Annotated in this window: 26 protein-coding genes; 10 read left to right on the plus strand and 16 right to left on the minus strand. The window is 57.5% G+C overall.

What is annotated here, in order from left to right; translation table 11 throughout:
• Window positions 1-56: 56 nt before the first annotated feature.
• Window positions 57-986, plus strand: a complete 930-nt coding sequence (locus tag ACR0BI_RS04670) for a hypothetical protein (protein WP_255612055.1) — start codon at window positions 57-59, stop codon at window positions 984-986.
• A 36-nt stretch (window positions 987-1,022) separates the two neighbouring features.
• Here ACR0BI_RS04670 and ACR0BI_RS04675 read toward each other — a convergent pair whose 3' ends face one another.
• A complete protein-coding gene (locus ACR0BI_RS04675) occupies window positions 1,023-1,766 on the minus strand; it encodes a heme-dependent oxidative N-demethylase family protein (RefSeq protein ID WP_170612390.1) in 744 nt (247 codons plus the stop codon).
• 124 nt (window positions 1,767-1,890) lie between these two features.
• On the opposite strand from ACR0BI_RS04675, the gene dddP reads away from it, so the two are divergent.
• Entirely contained in the window at window positions 1,891-3,234 is a 1,344-nt protein-coding gene (gene dddP, locus ACR0BI_RS04680) for a dimethylsulfonioproprionate lyase DddP (RefSeq protein WP_170626646.1), read from the plus strand.
• Window positions 3,235-3,244: 10 nt separating this feature from the next.
• On the opposite strand, the gene ACR0BI_RS04685 is transcribed toward dddP, so the two are convergent.
• Complete coding sequence (locus ACR0BI_RS04685) at window positions 3,245-3,439, minus strand: hypothetical protein (RefSeq protein ID WP_170396424.1); 195 nt, start codon at window positions 3,437-3,439, stop codon at window positions 3,245-3,247.
• A 255-nt stretch (window positions 3,440-3,694) separates the two neighbouring features.
• Between ACR0BI_RS04685 and ACR0BI_RS04690 the strand changes: the two genes are divergently transcribed.
• Window positions 3,695-4,909 carry a bifunctional alpha/beta hydrolase/OsmC family protein gene (locus tag ACR0BI_RS04690; protein ID WP_170403180.1) on the plus strand — a complete coding sequence of 405 codons (1,215 nt, stop codon included), beginning with the start codon at window positions 3,695-3,697 and terminating at the stop codon, window positions 4,907-4,909.
• A gap of 55 nt (window positions 4,910-4,964) precedes the next feature.
• Here the strand turns inward: ACR0BI_RS04690 and ACR0BI_RS04695 are convergent, their stop codons facing one another.
• From ACR0BI_RS04695 to ACR0BI_RS04715, 5 genes are all read right to left on the minus strand, one after another.
• Entirely contained in the window at window positions 4,965-5,315 is a 351-nt protein-coding gene (locus ACR0BI_RS04695; protein WP_170396420.1) for a hypothetical protein, read from the minus strand.
• 10 nt (window positions 5,316-5,325) lie between these two features.
• Entirely contained in the window at window positions 5,326-5,883 is a 558-nt protein-coding gene (locus tag ACR0BI_RS04700) for a hypothetical protein (protein ID WP_480561341.1), read from the minus strand.
• Between the two features lie 139 nt (window positions 5,884-6,022).
• The gene (locus ACR0BI_RS04705; protein WP_170396416.1) at window positions 6,023-6,610 is read right to left on the minus strand and encodes a biotin transporter BioY; all 588 of its coding nucleotides are present in this window, start codon (window positions 6,608-6,610) and stop codon (window positions 6,023-6,025) included.
• 75 nt (window positions 6,611-6,685) lie between these two features.
• Window positions 6,686-7,108: a DUF6314 family protein gene (locus ACR0BI_RS04710; RefSeq protein WP_170396414.1), complete on the minus strand. Its 423-nt coding sequence runs from the start codon at window positions 7,106-7,108 to the stop codon at window positions 6,686-6,688.
• On the minus strand, window positions 7,105-7,437 hold the full coding sequence (locus tag ACR0BI_RS04715; RefSeq protein ID WP_480561340.1) for a hypothetical protein: 333 nt from the start codon (window positions 7,435-7,437) through the stop codon (window positions 7,105-7,107). Before ACR0BI_RS04715 ends, ACR0BI_RS04710 begins: the two co-directional genes overlap by 4 nt.
• A gap of 88 nt (window positions 7,438-7,525) precedes the next feature.
• Between ACR0BI_RS04715 and purB the strand changes: the two genes are divergently transcribed.
• From purB to ACR0BI_RS04735, 4 genes are all read left to right on the plus strand, one after another.
• Window positions 7,526-8,830 carry an adenylosuccinate lyase gene (purB, locus tag ACR0BI_RS04720; RefSeq protein ID WP_170396410.1) on the plus strand — a complete coding sequence of 435 codons (1,305 nt, stop codon included), beginning with the start codon at window positions 7,526-7,528 and terminating at the stop codon, window positions 8,828-8,830.
• Window positions 8,831-9,210: 380 nt separating this feature from the next.
• Window positions 9,211-9,753, plus strand: coding sequence for a hypothetical protein (locus tag ACR0BI_RS04725; protein ID WP_480561339.1), 543 nt, complete (start codon window positions 9,211-9,213; stop codon window positions 9,751-9,753).
• Window positions 9,754-9,846: 93 nt separating this feature from the next.
• Window positions 9,847-10,914, plus strand: coding sequence for a flagellar motor switch protein FliG (locus tag ACR0BI_RS04730; protein ID WP_480561829.1), 1,068 nt, complete (start codon window positions 9,847-9,849; stop codon window positions 10,912-10,914).
• An 85-nt stretch (window positions 10,915-10,999) separates the two neighbouring features.
• The gene (locus tag ACR0BI_RS04735) at window positions 11,000-11,923 is read left to right on the plus strand and encodes a lysophospholipid acyltransferase family protein (protein ID WP_170396406.1); all 924 of its coding nucleotides are present in this window, start codon (window positions 11,000-11,002) and stop codon (window positions 11,921-11,923) included.
• Here the strand turns inward: ACR0BI_RS04735 and ACR0BI_RS04740 are convergent, their stop codons facing one another.
• Entirely contained in the window at window positions 11,924-12,625 is a 702-nt protein-coding gene (locus ACR0BI_RS04740; RefSeq protein ID WP_170396404.1) for a DUF1223 domain-containing protein, read from the minus strand. It abuts the gene before it with no gap.
• Window positions 12,626-12,851: 226 nt separating this feature from the next.
• Between ACR0BI_RS04740 and acnA the strand changes: the two genes are divergently transcribed.
• The 3 genes from acnA to ACR0BI_RS04755 all read left to right on the plus strand — a co-directional run bounded on the left by acnA (window position 12,852) and on the right by ACR0BI_RS04755 (window position 17,979).
• Window positions 12,852-15,542: an aconitate hydratase AcnA gene (gene acnA / locus ACR0BI_RS04745; RefSeq protein WP_480561338.1), complete on the plus strand. Its 2,691-nt coding sequence runs from the start codon at window positions 12,852-12,854 to the stop codon at window positions 15,540-15,542.
• A gap of 117 nt (window positions 15,543-15,659) precedes the next feature.
• Complete coding sequence (locus tag ACR0BI_RS04750) at window positions 15,660-17,162, plus strand: BCCT family transporter (RefSeq protein ID WP_480561337.1); 1,503 nt, start codon at window positions 15,660-15,662, stop codon at window positions 17,160-17,162.
• A 115-nt stretch (window positions 17,163-17,277) separates the two neighbouring features.
• On the plus strand, window positions 17,278-17,979 hold the full coding sequence (locus ACR0BI_RS04755; RefSeq protein ID WP_170422266.1) for an SDR family NAD(P)-dependent oxidoreductase: 702 nt from the start codon (window positions 17,278-17,280) through the stop codon (window positions 17,977-17,979).
• Here the strand turns inward: ACR0BI_RS04755 and ACR0BI_RS04760 are convergent.
• From ACR0BI_RS04760 to secF, 8 genes are all read right to left on the minus strand, one after another.
• On the minus strand, window positions 17,974-18,516 hold the full coding sequence (locus tag ACR0BI_RS04760; protein WP_480561336.1) for a DsbE family thiol:disulfide interchange protein: 543 nt from the start codon (window positions 18,514-18,516) through the stop codon (window positions 17,974-17,976). The genes ACR0BI_RS04755 and ACR0BI_RS04760 overlap by 6 nt on opposite strands.
• On the minus strand, window positions 18,509-18,667 hold the full coding sequence (ccmD, locus tag ACR0BI_RS04765; RefSeq protein ID WP_170422269.1) for a heme exporter protein CcmD: 159 nt from the start codon (window positions 18,665-18,667) through the stop codon (window positions 18,509-18,511). The genes ACR0BI_RS04760 and ccmD overlap by 8 nt, the downstream gene beginning before the upstream one ends.
• Entirely contained in the window at window positions 18,664-19,437 is a 774-nt protein-coding gene (locus ACR0BI_RS04770) for a heme ABC transporter permease (RefSeq protein WP_170396395.1), read from the minus strand. Before ACR0BI_RS04770 ends, ccmD begins: the two co-directional genes overlap by 4 nt.
• A gap of 61 nt (window positions 19,438-19,498) precedes the next feature.
• A complete protein-coding gene (gene ccmB, locus ACR0BI_RS04775) occupies window positions 19,499-20,155 on the minus strand; it encodes a heme exporter protein CcmB (RefSeq protein WP_170396393.1) in 657 nt (218 codons plus the stop codon).
• Window positions 20,152-20,766 (minus strand): heme ABC exporter ATP-binding protein CcmA, encoded by a 615-nt coding sequence (ccmA, locus tag ACR0BI_RS04780; protein ID WP_170403218.1) that lies wholly within the window; start codon window positions 20,764-20,766, stop codon window positions 20,152-20,154. Before ccmA ends, ccmB begins: the two co-directional genes overlap by 4 nt.
• A gap of 130 nt (window positions 20,767-20,896) precedes the next feature.
• A complete protein-coding gene (locus ACR0BI_RS04785; protein ID WP_170565867.1) occupies window positions 20,897-21,250 on the minus strand; it encodes an Mth938-like domain-containing protein in 354 nt (117 codons plus the stop codon).
• Window positions 21,251-21,260: 10 nt separating this feature from the next.
• Complete coding sequence (locus ACR0BI_RS04790) at window positions 21,261-22,007, minus strand: TSUP family transporter (protein WP_170817936.1); 747 nt, start codon at window positions 22,005-22,007, stop codon at window positions 21,261-21,263.
• A complete protein-coding gene (gene secF / locus ACR0BI_RS04795; protein ID WP_170396385.1) occupies window positions 22,000-22,968 on the minus strand; it encodes a protein translocase subunit SecF in 969 nt (322 codons plus the stop codon). Before secF ends, ACR0BI_RS04790 begins: the two co-directional genes overlap by 8 nt.

Consider the following 22,968-nt stretch of genomic DNA (forward strand, 5'->3'; position numbering starts at 1 on the left):
TTTTCCATTTTGGTCAAAATTTGCGCCATTTCGCCTGTTAATTTGTTGTGAAGATTATGACAGCAAAGGAACATGCTGTGACTGCAAAGCATAGTTACCACGGTGGCCTCCAGTTTGACGGGTCGGCAGATGGCGCGCTTGAGCGTCTGTGCGAGGTCGTCTCAACGACGCTGGGTGACTATGGCCATCTGGTCGAGCGCAAGACGCTTCTTAGCGCATCGGAGGCCAGTATCGTCAGCAGCCAATATCTCGTGCGTCTGACATTGGACTCGGAACCAACCCAAGTAGATCACAATCACCATGAGCGGATGGATCGAACCGCTGGTCTCAAAACTATGCCGCGTGCTGCGGTTACGCTGCCGGGAAACCGGCTGACGATCTCGATTTGTCCGGTGTCAAAACTGCTCGATGACAGTGAAATATCCGAGTTGATGCTTGTGGTGATCCTGTACCGAATGGTCGACATCTGCACGACCCGTCGTGTCGAATGGTTGTCGCCCAAAACGGTTCTGACCATCGAACAATTCATGAGTGCCTTTGATTCAATTGCGCCGCGCAACGCCCGGAACCGAAAGCAGATATTCGAAGCAGTCAGCGGCCCATTTGCGGGGCTTGATCTGCCCGATCCTGATGCGGAAGATACACAGACCAAACACGCCAAGCCGCGTCCGATCAAGCTAAGTGACGACCAACTGCTCAGTATCGCCTTCCGGACCGAGGCTGATGCTCCCCTGCCCGCCGGCAACATTCACCAGTCCGAGGACGAAACGGAACGCCCAAGCGATATTCTGCGACTGACCAGCTGGGGCATGACTGGTGCTGTGGCAAGCATATCGACACCGATTGCCATATCCCTGGCAGCAGTCAATCTGATCCGGGGTGAGGATTTCCGCCTCAACACTCAGGTTCTGGCTTTTACCACAGCGATTTTTGGCCTGAACGCTACGAATGCTTTTGCCGAGGTCGCCAGCGCGATTGGCATGTAATCAAATTACCCAAGACCCTCCTTGGAGGCCCCGCCGTCAGGCGGGGTTTTCCATTTTAAGGACCTGATCAGCGGCCATTACATAAGTGTGGATCGCGAACACCACTGCGTTTGTCTCAGGTAAACGCAAGAGAGTCTGACGTTCACTACGCAGATATCGGGCCGAATTTTCATCCCGCGGTGTGCGTCGCTGCATGAGACTGCGCGGTTGGAACAATTCGGCGTCATTGTACCAAAGCGCATTGAACCGCCAGAGTGGCCGGTTGGGTTGAATGCCGTCAAACAAACGTTGAACTCTGCGGGCAATATTGGCGTCGTAGGCGTCAACCGGCTCATGGATCCCAATCAACGGGCGCATGAACTTTTCCGACAGCATCCAGCTTGCGGGAAAGCACAGGATCGCGCCAGTCAAAACATGCTCGTCATCGTGTTTCTGCAGAATGCAGAAATCCTCTTGCACCAAATGGCATAGCGTTTCCAACGGGCGTTCCCGGTCAACCTCAACCCGCACACCGTCGGGCCGCACAACGTGATCGGAGACATTCGGATAAACTTGCTGAATGACCAGTTCCAGCAACTCCTGCGCGGGTGCCAACGCCTCGGGGCTTTGCGCCAAGACGTCCAGTTTTTGCTGCGCCAACAGCGCGGCGCGTCGTTGCATCTGGGCAGAAAACGCATCGTCGCGATGCAACCAGGCCCTGGGGTCCGCAGGCTTAATGCCAGGCAGCGGGTTTTGGGCGAGTGGATCATAGGGAATGGCTTGCTGTAATATCACGGTCATAGTCGAGGCATAGCACCCTGCTCTGACGCTGTCGGTCAAAAAGCGACCAGAAGACGGTCGCAAACCTAGAAGACGCAGCGCATCTGGATTTGCAGGTTGGGCAGGCAAGCAGAAAGGTCCAACCGTGAACACACCATATCGTGACACCCGTAAGATTGACCCGACCCGGGGCGCCACCCTCGGGGACGGGACACCGAACGACAATGACAGGATCGAGATCGGACCGACACAGCTTGCCTTCGACGAATGGGCCGCTGCCGGGCTTAGCCTGCCCAAACTAGAACAGATGCGTAAATACCGCTGGAAACGCCTCACTCAAGCCATCGTGCAACGCGATTGGGGCGGGATCCTGCTGTTTGACCCCCTGAATATCCGCTACGCGACTGACAGCACCAACATGCAGCTCTGGAATACCCATAACCCGTTCCGGGCCGTTTTGGTTTGCGCTGACGGGTATATGGTGATCTGGGACTACAAGAACTCTCCGTTCTTGTCGAAATTCAACCCGCTGGTGCGCGAGCAGCGCTCGGGCGCCGATCTGTTCTATTTCGACCGGGGCGACAAGATTGACGTTGCCGCAGATGTGTTTTCAAACGAGGTGCGCGCCCTGATCGAAGAACACGGCGGCGGCAACATGCGGCTGGGTGTCGACAAGATCATGCTGCACGGCCTGCGCGCGCTTGAGGCGCAGGGGTTCGAGGTGATGGAGGGCGAAGAGCTTACCGAGAAAACCCGTGCCATCAAAGGCCCAGACGAAATCCTCGCCATGCGCTGCGCCAGCCACGCCTGCGAGACCGCTGTGGCCGAAATGGAGCGCTTCGCACGTGTCAATGTCGGAGACGGGAAGACATCCGAGGATGACATTTGGGCAGTGCTACATGCTGAAAACATCCGGCGCGGTGGTGAATGGATCGAGACCCGCTTGCTTGCCTCGGGCCAGCGCACCAATCCCTGGTTTCAGGAATGCGGCCCGCGCATCACGCGGCAAAATGAAATCATCGCGTTCGATACCGACCTGATCGGGTCTTACGGCATTTGCGTCGACATCTCACGAACCTGGTGGATCGGCGATCAAAAACCGCGCCCCGACATGATCTATGCCATGCAGCACGCGCATGAACATATCATGACCAATATGGAAATGCTGAAGCCCGGCGTCATGATCCCGGAACTAACTGCGAATGCCCATCGGCTGGATGACAAGTTTCAGGCACAGAAATACGGCTGCCTGATGCATGGAGTTGGATTGTGCGATGAATGGCCCTTGGTAGCCTATCCCGACAAGGCGGTCGAGGGATCCTATGATTATCCACTTGAACCCGGAATGGTGTTGTGCGTCGAAGCGGCAGTTGGCGAGGTTGGCGGCGATTTCTCGATCAAGCTGGAAGATCAGGTTCTGATCACTGAAGACGGCTATGAAAACCTAACGAAGTATCCGTTCGACGCACAGTTGATGGGGTCTGGCTAAGCGCTATGGCCTAGTTCGACCAGTGGGACCGTCTGACATTACCGTGCCAATCTTCAGGCGCGGTGAGAGTTGGCGTGTCCTCAGACGTATTGGTCAGCGGCCAGCTTTGTCCCAGTGCAAAACCAATTGCGCCAGTCACGAGAATTGCCAACAGAACTCCGGCGTGGAGTGTCGGGCTTAGCGGTGCAGATGTTGTATGTGCCATTTTGACCTCTGCTTTGGATAAGAAGGATGATTGCAAGTTGGGGTCCAAGTATAAATAAGTAAAATGAATGTTTATCCGAATTATCATCACATTTTTTGATTGTTCAAATACCAACCCCAACAATGCATTGATGCGACGCGCCAAGGGCTACGTGGTCCCACCCCCTCACCTTCCTGTTACGCCACTGACACAGGGGTTGAGAGAACCGCACACAGCACACAGTATTGTCGAAACCTGGACCACCAAGGATTCATCATGCCCACCGAACGCATTACTTTCGCCGGTCACGACGGCAGCCAATTGGCCGCGCGCCTTGATCTGCCGGACGGGCCGGTACTGGCAACGGCTTTGTTTGCGCATTGCTTTACCTGCTCTAAGGACATACCTGCCGCACGGCGCATTTCGGCGCGTTTGGCGGCGATGGGCATCGCCGTGCTCAGGTTTGATTTTACAGGCCTTGGCCACTCGGATGGAGAGTTTGCGAATACGACATTCACCTCAAATGTCGAAGATCTGATCGCTGCAGCGCACTACCTGTCCGGCCGCAACATGGCCCCCGCCCTGCTGATTGGCCATTCACTTGGCGGCGCTGCGGTACTGCGCGCACGCGCTGGCATACCGTCGATCAAGGCGGTCGTCACATTGGGTGCGCCTGCTGACCCGGGCCACGTATCACACCATTTCGAGGCCGCCCTGCCCGAGATTCAGGCGCAAGGCAGCGCAGAGGTTTCGCTTGGCGGTCGCCCGTTCCGCATTGGCAAAGCTTTTGTCGATGACATTTCAGAGGCCGCGCTTAGCCCTGCCGTTTCAGATTTGAAAGCAGCGCTTCTGATCCTGCACGCACCGCGCGATGACACGGTCAGCATTGACAACGCCAGCACCATCTTTCTGGCTGCGAAGCATCCAAAAAGTTTTGTCACGCTGGACGATGCCGACCATCTGATCACGCGCGCCGCTGATGCGGATTACGCGGCGGATGTCATTGCGGCTTGGGTGTCGAGATACGTCAAACTGTGCCCGCCCGCCCCACCACCCGGCGCCCCGGAAGGTGTTGTTCGCGTGACCGAGGCAGACCCGGCAGGGTTCCTGCAAGACATCCAGTCCGGCCCGCGACACCATGCGGTCGCTGACGAGCCCGCCTCGTACGGAGGAACGGACCGAGGCATGTCCCCTTATGGATTTGTGTCCTCGGGATTGGGCGCCTGTACCTCGATGACCATTCGCATGTATGCGCGGCGCAAGAAATGGCCGCTGACGGGTATCACCGTCGATGTCTGCCACGACAAGGTACACGCGCAGGACGCCGGACTGGCCAGCGATGGCAAGGTCGATCAGTTCCGCCGCAAGATACGGCTACAAGGGCCGCTGGATGCCGCGCAACGTGCTAAGCTATTAGAGATCGCAGATAAATGTCCCGTGCACCGAACCCTTGAAGGCTCGGCCCATATCACGACTGAGCTGCTGGACTGAAAACCACCTTTGTCAGCTTATGATAATGATTGAAGGGGGCTTTTGCCCCCTTTTTCTAACGGCGCCTCGGTGAGGGTCGGTGAATTGGTGGCCGTGCCGTCGGAGGACGCGCCACCGGGGGATGCGGACGCGACGGCGGTTTGGCGATCGGTGGCTTTGGCCGCGGTGGAGGGTTCGGACGAACCGGTCGATCGGGGCGGTCGGGCCGGTCTGGGCGGTTTATGTCAACATCTACATTCACGTTACGGTCGTGGTAGTAATCATTCCACAGCATCGCGTCGTAGAACGGGTCATACCCAACGCCATACCCTACCCCGACGGACACGCCATCGCAGGCGGACAATGTAAACGTTGCAGTACCCAACCCCAGCGCCAGAACAGACCGTTTTAACAGTTTGCGAGTCATCCGAGCCTCCTTACTGCAAAGACCGGAACGACGCGAAAACGGCGTTCAAGGCATCAACATAAGACGGGTCGGCCCCGTCACGCAGGATCGCAACCCCTATCGCAATACGGTCACGCGGCAGGTCAATCACGGTGGCGGTAAAGTTTACGCCTCGCCCATCCCGATTGCCGGTGCCTCGAATAACGTGGGCTGGCCGCCCACCAATCCTTGTATTGCTGGTGCTGGTCACGGTCGGGTCTTTGACGAGGAATTTGTCGATATCCTCAAGATAGCTCAGCCCGCCCTGAATGCTGGAAACCCGTGATGGTGAGACGAAGCCCATCCAGACATTATCGTCGGTCACCGGTCTGATCCCCATGACGCGCGAAACCGCACGGGCATCGCCCAGATTGGTATCCTCGATTTCACGCGGGCCACCGGTACGCAATGCCCAAAAGTCGGGAACCTCAAAGCGGAACAGGGCGCGTCCTTCATCGGTGTAAGTCACCGGCGTGTCGGATTGCACAGGCGTTACAGCCAACCAAGTCACGGCACTTGCGGCAAGCACCAAGCTTAACAAAATACGCATATCTCAATAACCTGATCAGTTTTCTGATGTCAGGTTGCCCATGCAGTTTGACTTTGTCCAGTATCCTGTTCTGCAGGCAATAAAAAACCCGCGTCCGGAAAGCTCCGAACGCGGGTGTGTCTTGCGCAAGAGCGCGCTATCAGGTGCGTGCGTCGCCCAGCAGCTTCCACAGGCCAGGGATCAGCAGAGCGGCCAGCGCCAGCTTGATCGCGTCACCCAGCAGGAACGGTGTCAGACCCCATTCCAGGATCGGCTTGTCCCAGCCATACAGCTGACCCAACCACAGCAGTCCCGGCACGTAGATCAGCACGTTGGCCAGTACCAGCGCCAGCGCCAGCTTGCCGACCGAACGGTCCCAGCCGCGCGCGGCCAGTGCGCCCAGCAGAATGGTCGCCATCAGGTAACCGACCAGATAGCCGCCGGTGCCACCCATCATGTAGGTCAGGCCGTATTTTTCGGCCGAGGAACCTGCAAACACGTCAAAGCCCAGAGCACCAACCAGCAGGTAACCCAGCATCGTGATCAGGCCAAGGCGCGCGCCATAAGCGGTGCCGATGGTCAGAACGGCGAATGTGCCCATGGTGATCGGAACCGGCCACATCGGCACTTTGATTTTGGCTGCAACAGCCAGAGCAACGATACCCAGGGCAACCAGAGCCACCTGCTTGACGCGCAGCGCCGTCCCCTCACGCGGGCCAAAAGCATTGGCCAGTACGTTTGCGTTCATCTCATTTCTCCACATTCGGACTTATTTGCACATGCAGCAATGCCCGTTCCGGGCCGTTGCTGCAAGATGATTACGCTATCGCAGCGCGTATTTGGTCTCCATTTCATAGGATTTTCGCGGTCCTGATACATTCCAGCGGACTGTCCAGCGCGGCCATCCTGAGAAATCATAGTCTGCATCATAGCTGTCCGGCGGGCAATCGTGATGATCCTTGACGCGGGTTTGGCCAAGTTTGAGTGCGTGAAAAAACCGATCATCATCAAAATGGATAGCGATCCGATCACCGGCGTCGCGCCAAAGGTATCGACGCGTTCCCGTCATTGCAGGCTGCCCCGGAACACGCAGCGTGACCGTCTCATCATAGACCAACCCTTGGGTATCTTGCCGTAGCTCTGCCTTACCCTCGGCCTGAATGATCTGGCCTGCACGCTCGTCCCGGATGAGGCGGCTCAGGTCCCAAACCCCCTGGAAATCATAAATATTTCTGGGCAGGCTCACTTCAAATAGATTCCGTCAGTTGTATTGCCTGAATCATCCACAAACCGGATGGTTTCACCGCTTTGCTCAACATCATAACAAGCCCAGAAATCCGAAGGCGGCCAGACCGAGCAATAGCGATCATCACGAACGGCCCATCGTTCCGAACTTGGGCGGCCTGAAAAGTACTGCGTTTGCATATTGCTATCGAAGGTCTGGGTGATCCCCTCGCCATAGTCGAGCTTTTTGCCAGCAAGCGCCATCAGAATCTCATCACCCGTCAGTTGCTGAAACTCGTCGGCGGCCACAAATCCGGGCCAAAGCAATAAAATCAGGGCAAACCGTCTCATCCCAGCACTCGCGCCTTGTTCCTTGGTCAATGCGCGGCTAAACCCCGCGCCAACGCCTCATCCCAATCATAAAAAGGTGCTGCCGCCAATGATTCCCCGCTATTCACGCCCCGACATGGTCGCCATCTGGTCACCCGAGAGCAAGTTCCGCATTTGGTACGAGATCGAGGCGCACGCCTGCGACGCCATGGCCGATCTAGGCGTGATCCCGCGTGAAAACGCCGAGGCCGTGTGGAAAGCCAAGGATGTGGAGTTTGATGTCGCCCGTATCGACGAGATCGAAGCCGTCACCAAACACGACGTCATCGCCTTCCTGACCCATCTGGCCGAACATGTGGGTAGCGAGGAAGCTCGTTTCGTGCATCAGGGCATGACCTCCTCGGACGTGCTGGACACTTGCTTCAATGTGCAACTGACCCGCGCCGCCGACCTGCTGATTGCAGACCTCGAAGGTCTGTTGGCTGCCCTGAAACGCCGCGCGATCGAGCATAAAGACACCGTTCGCATCGGTCGCAGCCACGGTATCCATGCCGAACCCACCACGATGGGCCTGACCTTTGCCCGCTTCTATGCCGAGATGGACCGCAACTTGTCCCGGATGCGCGATGCCCGCGCGGAAATCGCCACCGGAGCGATCAGCGGCGCGGTCGGGACGTTTGCGAATATCGACCCGCAGGTTGAAGAGCATGTCTGCGACAAGCTGGGTCTGGTGCCTGAACCGATCAGCACGCAGGTCATTCCCCGCGACCGTCACGCCGCATTCTTCGCCACACTGGGTGTTATCGCCAGCAGCATCGAAAACATCGCTATCGAAATCCGCCATATGCAGCGGACAGAGGTGTTGGAAGGTGCCGAGTTCTTCTCGATGGGACAGAAAGGTTCCTCGGCGATGCCGCACAAGAAGAACCCGGTGCTGACCGAGAACCTGACCGGTCTTGCGCGCATGGTGCGTGCGGCCGTGATCCCGGCGATGGAGAACGTGGCGCTGTGGCACGAGCGCGATATCTCGCATTCCTCGGTCGAACGCATGATCGGGCCGGATGCCACTATCACGCTGGACTTTGCACTCGCGCGATTGACCGGTGTAATCGACAAGATGCTGATCTTCCCCGAGAACATGATCGAGAACATGAACAAGTTCCCCGGTCTTGTCATGAGCCAACGAGTGCTGTTGGCGTTGACCCAAGCCGGTGTAAGCCGCGAGGATGCCTATGCCATGGTTCAGCGCAACGCGCTGAAAGTCTGGGAGCATCGCACCGACTTCAAAGAGGAACTGTTGGCCGACGCCGATGTCACCGCCGCGCTGAGCCCGAAAGAAATCGAAGAGAAATTCGATCTCGGCTACCATACCAAACATGTAGATACGATTTTCGCCCGCGTATTCGGCGAATAATTCAAACTCAAACAGTGCTAAAAACTTGGCCCGGCTTGCTCAATGCAGCCGGGCCTTGTGTCTTTGCCAGATTGGCAAAAATCGGTTAATCTGTTGGCACAGTTTCCGCGAAAGGAAAACTCGATGCTACGAACTGCTCTATGCGCAATTGCTCTTATCTGTGCGGGCACCGCCGGATTTGCCTGTAACGGTTACACCAAGCAAACCCAGTCCTGTGCTGAAGGCACAATTTGGGACAGCGAAAGCCAAAGCTGCATGAAAATCGTCAATAGCTGACATTTTTATTTCCTGCTTGTGAATAAAAGCGATCAGTCAATCGTTAGCTTTTTTGAAGATCAAGCTATGATTGTAACAAGTCTCTTTGACAACGGAGTAGGAAAATGCGTCTTGTACTAGCCTCGGCCATCGCTCTTCAGGCCTTTACCTTCGCGCCCATGGCCATTGCTGCGGGTGGTGGGGACAGCAGCCCGCCCAAGCCCACCAACACCACAAAGAAATGCCTGTTTGGCCGCGTCTATGACGAGGCAGCCGGGCGCTGCGTCAAACCCAACAAGACAAATTTCACCGAAGACCAACTGTATGATGCCTTGCGCGAGTTGGCTTACGACGGGCAGTACGAAAATGCTCAGGGCATTCTGCGTATCATGGATCAAGATGATGATCGGGTGCAGACCTATTGGGGGTTCACCTATCGCAAGATGGGTGAGCTGAAACTGGCTGACGCGTTTTACCAGAAAGCAATTGAATCCAACCCCGACAACATCCTCGCCCGCAGCTACATGGGTCAGGGATTTGTTACCCAGGGCAAGACCGAGTTGGCCATCGCACAATGGCGCGAGATCAAGGCGCGTGGTGGCGAAGGCACATGGGCTGAGACATCGCTGCGCGAAGCGATCAGAACAGGGCTGACATATAGCTACTGAGTTTCAGGGTTTCTTTACCCGACTCTCTATATTCTGCCTGCAACGCGAATGAGGCATTGCAGGCAGATGCAGGACACGAACCTAATGGTGCAGATGACGCCGGGCGCGCAACCCCCGGTCGTTGAACAAGACGATGATGCGCCACGTGTTGTGCCGCGCGCCCTCAGCAACCGAGAGAAAGCCGCAGTTGTGGTTCGGCTGCTGCTGAACGAGGGGGCGGATATCCCGCTGGAAGAGCTTCCTGATTCACTGCAGGAACAACTTACCCACCAACTTGGACAGATGGGGTTGGTTGACCGGGTAACGCTGGCCGCCGTCGCGCAGGAATTTGCCGATGCGCTGGATGGCGTAGGGCTTGCATTTCCCCATGGGCTTGCCGGTGCTTTGGACGCGGTGAACGGCAAGATCGCCCCCGCCACCGCCGCCCGGCTGCGCAAGGTAGCTGGCGTGAGGCAGATCGGTGACCCATGGCAGCGTTTGCGCGAAGTACCCTCAGAAGATCTGGCCGAAATGGCCAAAGCTGAAAGCACCGAAGTCGCCGCCGTCATGCTGTCGAAACTCGAAACCGCAAAGGCCGCCCAGTTGTTGGGCCACCTGCCTGGCCCCACAGCGCGACGGATAACCTATGCTGTATCGAAAACCGCCAACGTGACGCCCGAGGCGGTTGAGCGGATCGGATGGTCCTTGGCCGCTCAGCTGGATCAACGCCCCGAGCCCGCCTTTCGGGATGGGCCGGGTGAGCGTGTGGGCGCGATCCTCAACCAGTCGGCCGCGGCAACGCGTGATGGTTTGCTGACCGCGCTGGACGAAGAAGACGCCGATTTTGCGGATACCGTCCGGCAATCGATCTTCATCTTTTCGCATGTACCCTCGCGCATCCAACCGCGCGATGTTCCAGCGATTCTGCGCGGTGTGGATCAACCCGTTCTCATCACGGCGTTGGCCGGAGCCAATAGCGACGAAGACCTTGCCACGGTCGAGTTCTTCCTAGCCAACATGTCCTCTCGCATGGCGGACAACTTACGGGAAGAAATGGCCGAACGTGGCAAGGTCAAACAATCCGACAGTGAAGAAGCGATGTCGCAGATCGTTGCAGCCATCCGCGCGCTTTTGGACGAGGGCGCGATCGCACTGGTCGAGGCGGAGGAGAATGCAGAATAGTCCGGCAAGGCGCGACCACTTGTGATCGCACGATGGGGCCTGTATGTCTCGTCGCGCAGTTCACAACGCTCAGGTGTCTCTCCCCATGCCCGTCGAAAAGTCGGAACTAAGCCGATTTGAGCTTGGAAAATACTACGTCGCCAACCTGTTTCTGACCGGCGTAATCCGCGGCATGCGCCTGCTGCCATATGAGCGCCGCATCGGAGCGATGGGCGCGATTGTGCGCTGGCTTGCCCCCATTGTCGGCTTTCGAACCCGCGTGCGCCGCAACCTGAAACTCACCTGCCCAGACCTGCCCGAGGCCGAGGTCAAACGCATCTGCCGCGCCGTGCCTGACAATGCCGGGCGCGCGATCATGGAGCATTTTTCAGCCGACGGTTTCATCGAGCGACAAAGCAAGGCCAAAGTATCGGGCTCGGGTGTCGAAGCATTTGATGCCGCCGTGGCGGAAGGGCGTCCAGTGATGATGATCACTGCGCATTTCGGGCACTATCTGGCCGCGCGGGTCGCGCTGCAGGCGCGTAGCGGTAAACCCATCGGCAGCCTCTATCGCCGCATGGCAAATCCATATTTCAACGACATGTATGTCGAGGCATTCTATCAGACCGGGTCGCCCATGTTCGAACAGGGCCGCCGAGGTATGGTCGAAATGGTCCGTTCACTGAAAAGCGGAGGCATCATTGCCATTGTATCCGACCTGCATGCGCATGGTGGTGAGGAGCTGACCTTTTTCGGCAAACCCGCCGTCACCTCGGTGCTGAACGCGGAACTTGCGATCAAATACAAGGCTGTGCTGATCCCCTGCTATGCAGTGCGCCAACCCAACGGGATCGATTTTGAGATCGTCCTACACGACCCGGTCCCGCATACTGATGCCAAAACCATGACCCAGTTCACCAATGACGACCTGGAAGCGATGGTGCGTCAGCACATGGGACAATGGTTCTGGATTCATCGGCGCTGGAAGTCCTGGAGGGGACTGGGGGTCCAGCCAAAGGATATGCCCTGATCACTTAACCCGCGCTGCGGCCACGATCGGACCATGGCCACTGCGCTGGATCAGAACAACGGCAGGCAATTCCGATGACAATGTTGCGGTGAAACTCTGCGGTGTTTGGCCATCCCAGCGACCGGCAATCTGCCAATTCTCGACCACATTTGCATAATCCAGATCATGTCCGGCCAATTCGCCACGCCGGATCGAGGTGCGACGCATCGGCGAATACTGCACAATCCGAACATCGTAGGTTTCGTCGTCTGGTAACTCGATCGGAACGACATTCATGGATACTTCGTTCGCGGTACGCGTGGCACTGACCTCGGCCTCCGGCGGCGCAGTCAGGTGTGCATCGATTAGCCGGTTCAGTTCAATTGACTTGGCCCCAACCACATCCTGCTGCCCATTCACAACCATCTGCGGCGTGTAGATCATCGTCCGCCCGCCTTCACGTGCATAGGCGCGCTGACGATCGGTGTGGTCGGGATTGGCGTATTCATCTTTCCAGCCAATGTAGTCCCAGTAATCCACATGCAACGCCAGACCGATTACATCATCCCGCTTGGCCAATTCATGCATGATCCGGTCCGCTGGCGGGCAGGACGAGCACCCCTGCGAGGTGAACAGTTCGACCACCACCGGATCATCCTGCGCCTGAGCCGGGGCAGCAAGAAAGAGTGAAACAAACGCGGTCGCAGCGACTGATCTGAGCATGTTTTCTCTCGATAGAGGATGATTGCCTGAAAGGTTTAAGTCGGAACCGAATAAACTGCCAATCAAGGTTTCTTGAGACCTCAGACACAAGCTTTCGACAAAATGTGTGCAATGGTATACAAAAAACCACCCAAACTGCCCGTTGCACCTTGAAACAACTGGTGTGGTAATGCAGATAACCCTTAGCGAAGCCCGTATTCCAAGTCATTTGAGAGGGAGGCCACAGATGCCCATCAAGGTCGGACAGGACACCGCCAAGACACGCCGCAGCCTGAACGTGAATGGCAAATCCATTTCCTATTATTCGATTCCAGCCGCGCAAGAAGCAGGCTTAGGCGATTTTTCGAATCTGCCTGCCGCGCTGAAAGTGGTTCTGGAAAACATGCTGCGGTTCGAAGATGACGGGTTCTCGGTTTCCGTCGATGACATCAAAGCCTTTGCCGAATGGGGTGCCAACGGTGGCAAGAACCCACGTGAGATTGCCTATCGCCCTGCCCGGGTACTGATGCAAGACTTTACCGGAGTTCCGGCCGTGGTGGATCTGGCAGCGATGCGCGACGGCATCAAGGGCCTTGGTGGGGACGCGCAAAAGATTAACCCGCTGAACCCGGTCGATCTGGTCATCGACCACTCGGTCATGATTGATGAGTTCGGCAACCCACGCGCGTTTCAGATGAACGTGGACCGCGAATATGAGCGCAACATGGAACGCTATCAGTTCCTGAAATGGGGTCAGAACGCGTTCAACAATTTCCGCGTCGTGCCTCCCGGCACCGGAATCTGCCACCAAGTAAACCTGGAATACCTGGCGCAGACCGTCTGGACAGACACCGATCAGAGCGGCACCGAAGTCGCTTATCCCGATACACTTGTTGGTACTGATAGCCACACCACCATGGTCAACGGCATGGCCGTTCTGGGTTGGGGCGTTGGCGGGATCGAGGCCGAGGCAGCGATGCTGGGTCAACCGATCTCGATGCTGATCCCCGAGGTTGTGGGTTTTGAACTGACCGGTTCGATGGTCGAAGGCACAACGGGAACTGACCTTGTCCTGAAAGTCGTCGAGATGCTACGCGAGAAAGGCGTGGTTGGTAAATTCGTTGAATTCTACGGCGAAGGTCTGGACCGCTTACCCTTGGCCGATCGCGCAACCATTGCCAACATGGCCCCCGAATACGGCGCGACCTGTGGTTTCTTCCCGATTGACGGCGAGACCTTGCGCTATATGCGCAATACTGGACGCGACGAAGACCGCATCGCATTGGTCGAGGCCTACGCCAAGGAAAACGGCTTCTGGCGCGATGCCGATTACGCGCCGATCTACACCGACACTCTGTCGCTGGATATGGGCACAATTGTTCCTGCGATCTCGGGCCCGAAACGGCCGCAGGATTATGTCGCACTAACCGACGCCAAGGCCGCATTCACCAAGGAAATGGCCGAGACCTTCAAACGCCCGATGGGCAAACAAATAGAGGTCAAAGGCGAAAACTACGGCATGGAATCGGGCAAAGTCGTGATCGCTTCGATCACCTCCTGCACCAACACGTCGAACCCGTATGTGATGATCGGCGCGGGCCTCGTTGCACGTAAAGCCGCCGCGCTGGGATTGGATCGCAAACCGTGGGTAAAGACCTCATTGGCGCCCGGCTCGCAGGTTGTGTCCGCCTACTTGGAGGCTGCGGGTCTGCAGGAAGATCTGGACAAGATCGGCTTCAACCTAGTTGGCTATGGCTGCACCACCTGTATTGGCAACTCGGGTCCGATCCAAAGGGAAATCAGCGAAGCGATTGCCGAAGGCGATCTTGTTGCCACTTCGGTGCTGTCAGGCAACCGCAACTTTGAAGGCCGCATCTCGCCCGACGTGCGCGCCAACTATCTGGCTTCACCGCCGCTGGTGGTGGTTTATGCTTTGGCTGGTACGTTGGACATCGACCTGACCTCGGAACCGATTGGACAGGATCAGGCCGGCAACGATGTCTACATGAAAGACATCTGGCCGACCCAAAGCGAAATCGCCGAATTGGTTGAGGCAACCGTGACCCGCGAGGCGTTCCAGTCGAAATATGCCGATGTCTTCAAAGGCGACGAGAAATGGCAGGAGGTCGAGGTTCCACAACAGGAAACCTATGATTGGCCACCGACGTCAACCTACATTCAAAACCCTCCCTATTTCCAAGGCATGGGGCCTGAGCCGGGCACAATCTCGAATATCGATGGTGCAAAGGTTCTGCTGATCCTGGGCGACATGATCACCACCGACCATATCTCGCCCGCCGGTTCGTTTGCGACAACGACACCTGCAGGGAAGTATCTGACCGATCGTCAGGTTCAGCCGCGCGAATTCAACTCGTATGGCTCACGCCGTGGCAACCACGAGATCATGATGCGCGGCACCTTCGCCAATATCCGCGTCAAGAACGAGATGCTGGATGGCGTCGAAGGCGGTTATACAAAAGGCCCGGATGGTGAACAAACCTCGGTCTACGATGCATCGATGGCCTATCAGGAGCAAGGCACCCCGCTGGTCGTCTTTGGCGGCGAACAGTACGGTGCAGGTTCGTCACGCGACTGGGCGGCCAAGGGCACAGCTCTGCTTGGCGTCAAGGCAGTGATCGCCGAAAGCTTTGAGCGTATCCACCGTTCAAACCTGGTAGGCATGGGCGTCATACCATTCGAATTCACCGATGGTGATACCCGCAAGACACTGGGTCTGAAGGGTGATGAGACCGTTTCGATCCACGGGTTGGATTCGGTTGAGCCCCTGCAGGAAGTGCCCTGCACCATCATTTACGGAGATGGTACCGAAAAGACGATCACCCTGAAGTGCCGCATCGATACCGCGCCCGAGATCGAATACATCGAAAACGGCGGTGTGCTGCAATACGTGCTGCGCAATCTCGCAAAAGCGTCATAAATCAGCAGGTTGATATCCAACCTCAGCCCCCGGCCCTGCGCCGGGGGTTTTGTTTTCTGGCCATTTATTCAAAAATCTGAAACTGTTGGGCAAGACAGTCTTCGGAATTCCATCACCATGAAAAAGCCCAACGCCCTACTGGTTTGCTCGCTTAGCGTCATCGCCGTGATCGGGATCTGGGGCGTCGTCGATATCGAAAGCTTGGTGACTTGGGCCAACAGCATCGTGCAACAAACCTTCCACAGTCGCGGTTGGTTCGTGATGCTCGCGGCCTCAGGCATGTTGATCGGGTGTTTGGTTCTGGCCTTTTCACCCTATGGCAAAATCCGTCTGGGCCGGGATGATGAAGAGCCCGAGTTCTCGACCGCCACCTGGATCTCAATGCTGTTCTCCGCAGGAATGGGCGTTGGACTGCTGTTCTGGGCGGTCGCCGAGCCCCTGACCCATTTCAACTTCATCTCGGGCATGGCACCCGACTATGTCGCCGCGCAGCAGGCCATGCTGGCAACAAACTTCCATTGGGGCCTGCACGCCTGGGCGATTTACGGTTCGACCGCGCTGACCATCGCTTATTTCAGCTTTCGGCGCGGGACAGGCATGATGGTCAGCGCCCCGATCAAAAGCCTGTTTCCCGGCGAACGCTGGGCCGAGCGGGTCGGGTGGCTGTCGGATTTCATGGCCATTGTTGCAATCTCTATCGGTGTTGGCGGTTCAATGGCGATGGGCGTGTTCCAGGTTGCGGACGGGATTGCGGTTCTGGGTGGCCGGGAAACGGTTGGTGCCCTTCTGATCGGCGTTGTTTTCCTGGCGATGGTCGCAGCCTACATCCCTGCTCTGTTAATCGACCTTGGCCAAGGCATGGCGCGCTTGTCGAATGCGGCAATGCTGATCGCGATCTGCCTTGTGGCCTATACAGTGGTCCTCGGCCCCACCGAGTATCTATTGAATACCGTGGTTCAAGGGTTCGGCGATTACGTCACCAATGTCATCCCTCGGGGCTTTCAGACCTTCACCTTCTTCGGCGATGACGTCACCAGATGGTTCAGCGACTGGACCCTCACCTATATGGTCTGGTGGATCGCCTGGGGACCTTTTGTTGGTGTGTTTGTCGCGCGTATCTCTCGCGGTCGCACGATCCGGGAATTCGTGATCGGAGTACTCTTTGCGCCCACGCTGTTCTCGATCCTTTGGTTCGGTGCCTTTGGCGGCATCGGTCTGTTCGAGGCGCTCAACGGTGCCGGTGAACTGCTGGCCTATACGCAAACAAACATCGAGCGTGTGACCTTCGCCCTGCTCGACCGTTTGCCCTTATCGCAGATCACAATACTTGCAACCGTAGCAGCGGCGTTTCTGTTCATCGTAACCAGCGTTGTAAGCGCGGCCTTTGTGCTGGGTACATTCTCATCCCAGGGGGATGAAAACCCGCCCCCGCGCGTGCGGCTGATCTGGGGTGCATTGCTGGGCTTGTTGAGTGTCGCGATGATCCTGTCGGGCTCGGTGGAATCGGTCAAAGTCCTGATCTCACTCGGGGCGCTGCCCTTTGTGTTCATCTCGGTTCTGCTGATGGTCTGCCTGTTCCGAGGGCTACGAGAAGAGGGGCTGAGCCATGCTGATCGGTGATCTGACGGATACGCTTATGAATCTGACCACCTTTGCATTCATCGGCGCGATGATCTGGATTTTGGTCCGTAAGTAACGGCTTGAATCCCGGCCATTTTACCGATTTCCTACGATTATGGACAAAGTCGCATTGATAACCGGCGGTGCACGCGGAATTGGGCGTGCAATCGTCGAAGACCTCAGCCGTGATCACCGCGTCGCGTTTACTTGGTTGTCGAGTAAACCCACGCCCGAGCTACTGGGTGGGGATGTTCTGGCCATACGCTCTGATCTATCTGCGCCCGACCAGCCGGCTAGCGTGATTTCGCAGGTGATCGAGAGGTTTGGACGGCTGGATGTGATCGTCAACAATGCCGGCCTTGTGAAATCTACCCCCAAAGAGGAATTTCGAGCCGAGGACCACCGCGCCATTCTGGATTTGAACCTGCTGGCCCCCGCCGCATTGTTGGCTGCTGCGCTACCACATCTGAAACGCGACGCCTCAATCGTCAGTATCTCATCCATGAACGCGGTCTTGCCGCCTCGGGATGCGGTGACCTATGGGGCAAGCAAGGCCGCCCTGAATCTATGGACCCACGCCATGGCTAAGGAGCTTGGGCCAAAGGGGATACGCGTTAATGCAGTCGCGCCGGGTGCGATCAACATCCCCGAAGCGCCCCGGTCCGAGGAGTTGACCGCGCTGTTTGTCAAAGAAACCGCTTTAGGTCGCGCGGGAAAGCCCGAGGATATCGCCAAAGTCGTCAGGTTTCTGGCGTCCGATGCCGCATCCTTCATCACTGGTGAGGTTCTGGGCGTCACCGGTGGCTATCGCTTATGAGCCACCTGCGGCTTTCTCAAGCGCTGGGCGGATCGTGCTTTCGATCACCCGCTGAGTGACCGGACCAGCCCAGCGCAGGATGATCGTGCCCTCACCGTCGATCACATAGGTTTCGGGCACACCGTAGACGCCCCAGTCCAGCCCCATTCGGCCCTGTTCATCCCGACCGATACCGGCATAGGGATCGCCCAGTTCAGCAAGAAATCCTTCGGCGTTGTCCAGTTGATCTTTGTAGTTGATACCATAGACGGGGATACTCTCGTCAGACAGAGCCTGCAGATTGGGGTGTTCGACGCGGCATGGTGCACACCAACTGGCCCAGTAGTTGACCAGCTTGACCTCGCCATCACGCAATGTGGCATCATCGAAGCCCGGTTTGCCCGCGAACTCGGTCAGTACAACCGGCGGCGCTGGCTGACCCTCGCGCGCCGAGGGCAAGGCGTTGGGATCGTCACGGAACATGCCGATGCCCGCGAGCACAGCGAAGGCGCCGAAAATCAGCGGAGGCGCGATCATCAGGGGCGAAATCTTAGCCATTGCGTGACATCCTTTGTTCAACCTTCTCCATCTCGGCCCGTACTTTACGGCCCCGGATCACGCTGAAACCCACCAATGCGATCAGAAGTCCGATTGACACGACATAGGACCACAAGACGGTATCGGCATATTTTCCAAGATCAGGCATCATCCGCTCACCCTTTCACGCGCCATAAGCGCCTTGGTCCGGCGGGCGCGAATTTCTGTGCCCGTACGATAGAAGACCAGCGCAATGAACAGCAGTACAAAGCCGATGATGCAAAGCAGCAGTGGATAGAAGTAGATATTGCTTACCTTCTCTTCAGTATCCGTGCCTGTGATCGCCCCGGCGCGCATCACCGAAGCCCCCTGATGCAGCCCCTGATTCCAGAAGTTCACCGCATACCGGCTGAGGAACGCAAAGACAGAACCCACGAGGCAAAGGACCGAGGTCAGGTCCGCCGCTGTATCCGGATCTTCGATCGCTTCCCAAAGCGCGACATAACCTAGATAGAACAGGAACAGGATCAGGAACGATGTCAGGCGCGGGTCCCAGGCCCACCATGTCCCCCACATAGGCTGCCCCCAGATCGCTCCGGTGGCCAATGCGATCAGTGTCATCACGATGCCGATGGGCGCAGCGGCGCGGGCAGCCAGCGCACTGACATGGTGGCGACGCACCAGCCAGACCAGCGAAGTTGCCAGCATCATCAGCCAGCAATTGATCGCCATCAACGCGGCGGGCACATGCAAATAGATGATCTTTACGGTCGAGCCTTGCTTGTAGTCATCCGGGGTGAAGAAAAAGCCCCAGATCAATCCGACGACCAGACACAGACCTGAGCTGATCCAGAAGAACGGAAGGACCCGTTCGCTGGTCGCGAGGAACTTACGCGGGTTGGCGTATTCCCAAAGGGCATTGGCTTTGGCTGCGATTGTCATGGGCTCTATCTAGTCCGAGTCGGCGTGGTTCTCAATTGACCTCAGTCAAGCTTTGTGGCCATCACCTAAGATTGATGCGCAGTACCGCTGCGCTGGCAAAGGGTAAAAGTGCGACCGTTGCGGCGGTAATCCCTGCCAGCATTAGCAGGGGCGTTTGCGTCTCCATGCCTGTCGCACCGCGTCGGGCGACCTCGGCTCCGAAAATCAAAGTCGGCACGTAGAGCGGCAAAACCAGAAGCGACAGTAGCAGACCGCCCCGTTTTAGACCAACAGTAAGGGCCGCGCCAAAGGTGCCGATAACGCTCATCGCCGGAGTACCGAGGAGCAGTGAGATCACTAGCCACGAAAACCCGGGTACAGGCAGGTTTAGCAACACGCCTAGGAACGGCGCGGCCAGAACCAGCGGCAATCCGGTGGTTAGCCAATGGGCTAGCGCTTTGACGGTAACAACCGATTCCAACGGAAGCGGCGCGGTCGCGAGCAGATCAAGCGAGCCGTCTTCCCAATCCAGCGCCAGAAGGCGATCAAGTGACAGCAGACACGCCAAAAGCGCGCCCAGCCAAAGAACGCCCGGTGCGATGGTCGAAAGCAGCGAAGATTGCGGGCCAACCGAGAATGGCACCAAAACGGTGACGATCAGGAAGAAAGCAAGACCGAGGCCAAAGCCACCCCCCGCACGGAAGGCCAATTTCAGATCACGCAGCAATAAGGCGATCACAAGAAACCTCCGTCGAAATCGTCGATAGGTTTGGGCTTGGCCTTGTTGGGGCCAACGTCCAGAACCTCTCCGTCCAGTCCAAGATCAATATGGGTCGCAATCAGGGCCGAACCACCCTGCCCCAGATGCGCGCGCACCGCATCCGCAAACATCTGCACGGCGTGACGATCCAGCGAGACCGTCGGCTCGTCCAGCATCCAGATCGGGCGGCCAGTAACCAACATGCGCGCCAATCCCAGACGCCGTTTCTGCCCCGCCGAAAGGTTGCCCGCATGGCGGTCAGCCAACTCGTTCAGCTCAAACGCATCAAGGGCGTGCTGGATATCACGGGTGCCAAAGACCGACGCCCAGAAGTTGAGGTTTTCGACAACGGTCAGGGTCGGTTTTAACCCGTCGGAATGAGACGCGTATGCGATCTGGTCTTCTGCCCCGACGATTTGCCCTGCCAGCGGCGGTTGCAGGCCCGCAAGCGTACGCAGTAATGTTGTCTTTCCGATCCCATTCGGTCCCCGCAGGATCAGCGCCCTTCCTGCCTCGAGCGAGAAGCTCAGCCCTTCGAGCACGGGAACTCCGCCGCGTGCGATGGCCAGATCGGTTACCTTTAAAGTCATGAAGCCCGCTTAGCGGATTGTGCGTGTGGGCAAAAGGTCGGAATTGCCGCAGAGCGGCCGGTTGGGTCGCAGTGAGGGGCCAGCCCCTCACACTCCCCAGGATATTTTTAGCCAGTGGAAGAACAGATCCTCAGACCGGGATCAGCGCAAGCGCAACGCGGCGGCCTTCGGAAAGCAGCACGTTGTAGGTGCGGCAGGCCGCCGGAGAGTTCATGATTTCGACACCCATACCTGCCTCTTCCAATGTGGTGCGCAAGTCGGCTGGGATGTGGGTCAGTTCTTTGCCCGTACCGATGAACAGAACATCGACATGTTCGGACAAGGCCAGCAGGGTCTGGGCGTCGGAGTAACCCGCCCAAGCCGATGTACCAGTGGGGCCGGTCAGGACTGCCCCATCATGAACTTCCCCGCCTATCCGAAAGAACCCGGGGCCATAGCCATCAACCGGCTGAGCGTTTGTATATGTGATCTCGTTCAGGCGCATGTGCAGGGTTCTAGCCCCAAAGCGGCAGGCCGGACAAGGCCGCTGTTGCAATCACCAGATAGGCTGCGGCGCGGTAGAGGTTCTCGTACTCGGGTCGGAACATCCAGCCCCCCAGCCAGTTGCCCGTGATGTTGGGAACCGCAAGCGCAAGGCCCAATCCGATGCTCGCGATCGAAAGACGCCCCATCCCGCCAAGATATCCAAGGATCAGCAAATCGAAAGCAAACAGGAACAGTAGGATCGTCGCGCGGATGATCTCAACCGGTAAGGGCCGTGACATATAAAACAGGATGACAGCAGGCCCAGGTATCCCGGCTACCCCGCCCAGTAGCCCTGCAGCCCCGCCGATCGCAGCAACCATGCCACGCGATACCGCTCCCCGGTAGCGCAGACCAAAAACCAGAACGGCCAGCATCGACAATGAAATCAGGCTGACGATATAGCGAAACACTTCGGGATCGGTCCGGGTTAGCAGCCATAAGCCAACCGGTAGAAGTAGCGCGCACCCGACCAGAAGGCGCATCAGATCTGCCTTGTCAACAACCGTCCATGCGCGGCGCAGGTTCGGGATCGGGCCAAATATGTCCATGACCGTCAGCGCGATGATGGCACCGAAGGGGCCAAGATACGGGCTGGCGATGGGCAGGAAGATCAGGGCCGTCCCAAAGCCGGAGAACCCACGCACGATGCCCCCAACAAAGGCGGCGAAAATAATAACGGCCAGACCGGTTGGGGTCTGGCCGAAATACTCAGGCATCAATGTTGGCAAACTGGTTGCCCGCCGTATTCGACGGCTTCGACCAGTCGCGCTTGACCCCCAGCCACAGCAGGATGGTCGAGGCCACGAAGACCGACGAATAGGTCCCGACGATCACGCCCCAGATCATCGCGAAGACAAAGCCTCGGATCACGTCTCCGCCCAGTACATAGAGCGAGATCAGCGCCAGCAGCGTGGTCACAGAGGTCATCACCGTCCGGCTGAGCGTTTCGTTGATCGAGATGTTCAGCACCTCTTTGAGGTCTTTCTTCTTGTACTTCCGCAGGTTTTCGCGAACCCGGTCGAAGACGACCACGGTGTCGTTCAGCGAATAGCCGACGATAGTCAGTAGAGCGGCGATGATCGCCAGGTCAAAACGGATTTGTAGTTCCGAGAAGATGCCGATGGTCAGGATCACGTCATGCACCAACGCGGCGACCGCCCCGAGTGCGAACTGCCATTCGAACCTAAGCCAGATATAGACAAGCACTGCGCCAATCGCCAAGGCGACCGCAATGACCGCGGTCTGGATCAACTCACCCGAAACCTTGGGGCCAACCGATTCTACCGAGACGAACTGGATATCCGGCGCGGCGACGGTCAGCGCTTCTTCGACGGCTGTGACGGTTGCGGCCGCCACAGCTTCGGCCCCGTCCTGTGCCTGAATGCGGATCATCGCGACGTTTTCATCCTCACCAAAGGTGGGATCAAAAATCTCGGTGATAGTCACATCGCCAAGCTCAAGCGGCGCGATGGCGTCGCGATAGGCGCCGACGTCGATCTCTTGCGCGCTTTGGGTCCGGATCGTGGTGCCGCCGCGAAAGTCGATGCCGAAGTTCAGCCCTTGCAGCAGGAATGACGTGAATGCGATCACCATCATCAAACCCGAGATGCCCAGCCAGACCTTCCAACGGCTAAAGAAATCGAACGAGGTGTTTTGGGGTACGAGTTTTAGTCTCAT

Source organism: Ruegeria sp. E5, from assembly GCF_056534105.1.

Excerpts from the sequence above, each read along its gene's own strand:
- ACR0BI_RS04670 (WP_255612055.1), top strand. The coding sequence starts at position 57 with ATGACAGCAAAGGAACATGCTGTGACTGCAAAGCATAGTTACCACGGT.
- ACR0BI_RS04675 (WP_170612390.1), bottom strand. The coding sequence starts at position 1,766 with ATGACCGTGATATTACAGCAAGCCATTCCCTATGATCCACTCGCCCAA.
- ACR0BI_RS04685 (WP_170396424.1), bottom strand. The coding sequence starts at position 3,439 with ATGGCACATACAACATCTGCACCGCTAAGCCCGACACTCCACGCCGGA.
- ACR0BI_RS04690 (WP_170403180.1), top strand. The coding sequence starts at position 3,695 with ATGCCCACCGAACGCATTACTTTCGCCGGTCACGACGGCAGCCAATTG.
- ACR0BI_RS04695 (WP_170396420.1), bottom strand. The coding sequence starts at position 5,315 with ATGACTCGCAAACTGTTAAAACGGTCTGTTCTGGCGCTGGGGTTGGGT.
- ACR0BI_RS04700 (WP_480561341.1), bottom strand. The coding sequence starts at position 5,883 with ATGCGTATTTTGTTAAGCTTGGTGCTTGCCGCAAGTGCCGTGACTTGG.
- ACR0BI_RS04705 (WP_170396416.1), bottom strand. The coding sequence starts at position 6,610 with ATGAACGCAAACGTACTGGCCAATGCTTTTGGCCCGCGTGAGGGGACG.
- ACR0BI_RS04715 (WP_480561340.1), bottom strand. The coding sequence starts at position 7,437 with ATGAGACGGTTTGCCCTGATTTTATTGCTTTGGCCCGGATTTGTGGCC.
- purB (WP_170396410.1), top strand. The coding sequence starts at position 7,526 with ATGATTCCCCGCTATTCACGCCCCGACATGGTCGCCATCTGGTCACCC.
- ACR0BI_RS04725 (WP_480561339.1), top strand. The coding sequence starts at position 9,211 with ATGCGTCTTGTACTAGCCTCGGCCATCGCTCTTCAGGCCTTTACCTTC.
- ACR0BI_RS04730 (WP_480561829.1), top strand. The coding sequence starts at position 9,847 with ATGACGCCGGGCGCGCAACCCCCGGTCGTTGAACAAGACGATGATGCG.
- ACR0BI_RS04735 (WP_170396406.1), top strand. The coding sequence starts at position 11,000 with ATGCCCGTCGAAAAGTCGGAACTAAGCCGATTTGAGCTTGGAAAATAC.
- ACR0BI_RS04740 (WP_170396404.1), bottom strand. The coding sequence starts at position 12,625 with ATGCTCAGATCAGTCGCTGCGACCGCGTTTGTTTCACTCTTTCTTGCT.
- acnA (WP_480561338.1), top strand. The coding sequence starts at position 12,852 with ATGCCCATCAAGGTCGGACAGGACACCGCCAAGACACGCCGCAGCCTG.
- ACR0BI_RS04750 (WP_480561337.1), top strand. The coding sequence starts at position 15,660 with ATGAAAAAGCCCAACGCCCTACTGGTTTGCTCGCTTAGCGTCATCGCC.
- ACR0BI_RS04755 (WP_170422266.1), top strand. The coding sequence starts at position 17,278 with ATGGACAAAGTCGCATTGATAACCGGCGGTGCACGCGGAATTGGGCGT.
- ACR0BI_RS04760 (WP_480561336.1), bottom strand. The coding sequence starts at position 18,516 with ATGGCTAAGATTTCGCCCCTGATGATCGCGCCTCCGCTGATTTTCGGC.
- ccmD (WP_170422269.1), bottom strand. The coding sequence starts at position 18,667 with ATGATGCCTGATCTTGGAAAATATGCCGATACCGTCTTGTGGTCCTAT.
- ACR0BI_RS04770 (WP_170396395.1), bottom strand. The coding sequence starts at position 19,437 with ATGACAATCGCAGCCAAAGCCAATGCCCTTTGGGAATACGCCAACCCG.
- ccmA (WP_170403218.1), bottom strand. The coding sequence starts at position 20,766 with ATGACTTTAAAGGTAACCGATCTGGCCATCGCACGCGGCGGAGTTCCC.
- ACR0BI_RS04785 (WP_170565867.1), bottom strand. The coding sequence starts at position 21,250 with ATGCGCCTGAACGAGATCACATATACAAACGCTCAGCCGGTTGATGGC.
- ACR0BI_RS04790 (WP_170817936.1), bottom strand. The coding sequence starts at position 22,007 with ATGCCTGAGTATTTCGGCCAGACCCCAACCGGTCTGGCCGTTATTATT.
- secF (WP_170396385.1), bottom strand. The coding sequence starts at position 22,968 with ATGAGACTAAAACTCGTACCCCAAAACACCTCGTTCGATTTCTTTAGC.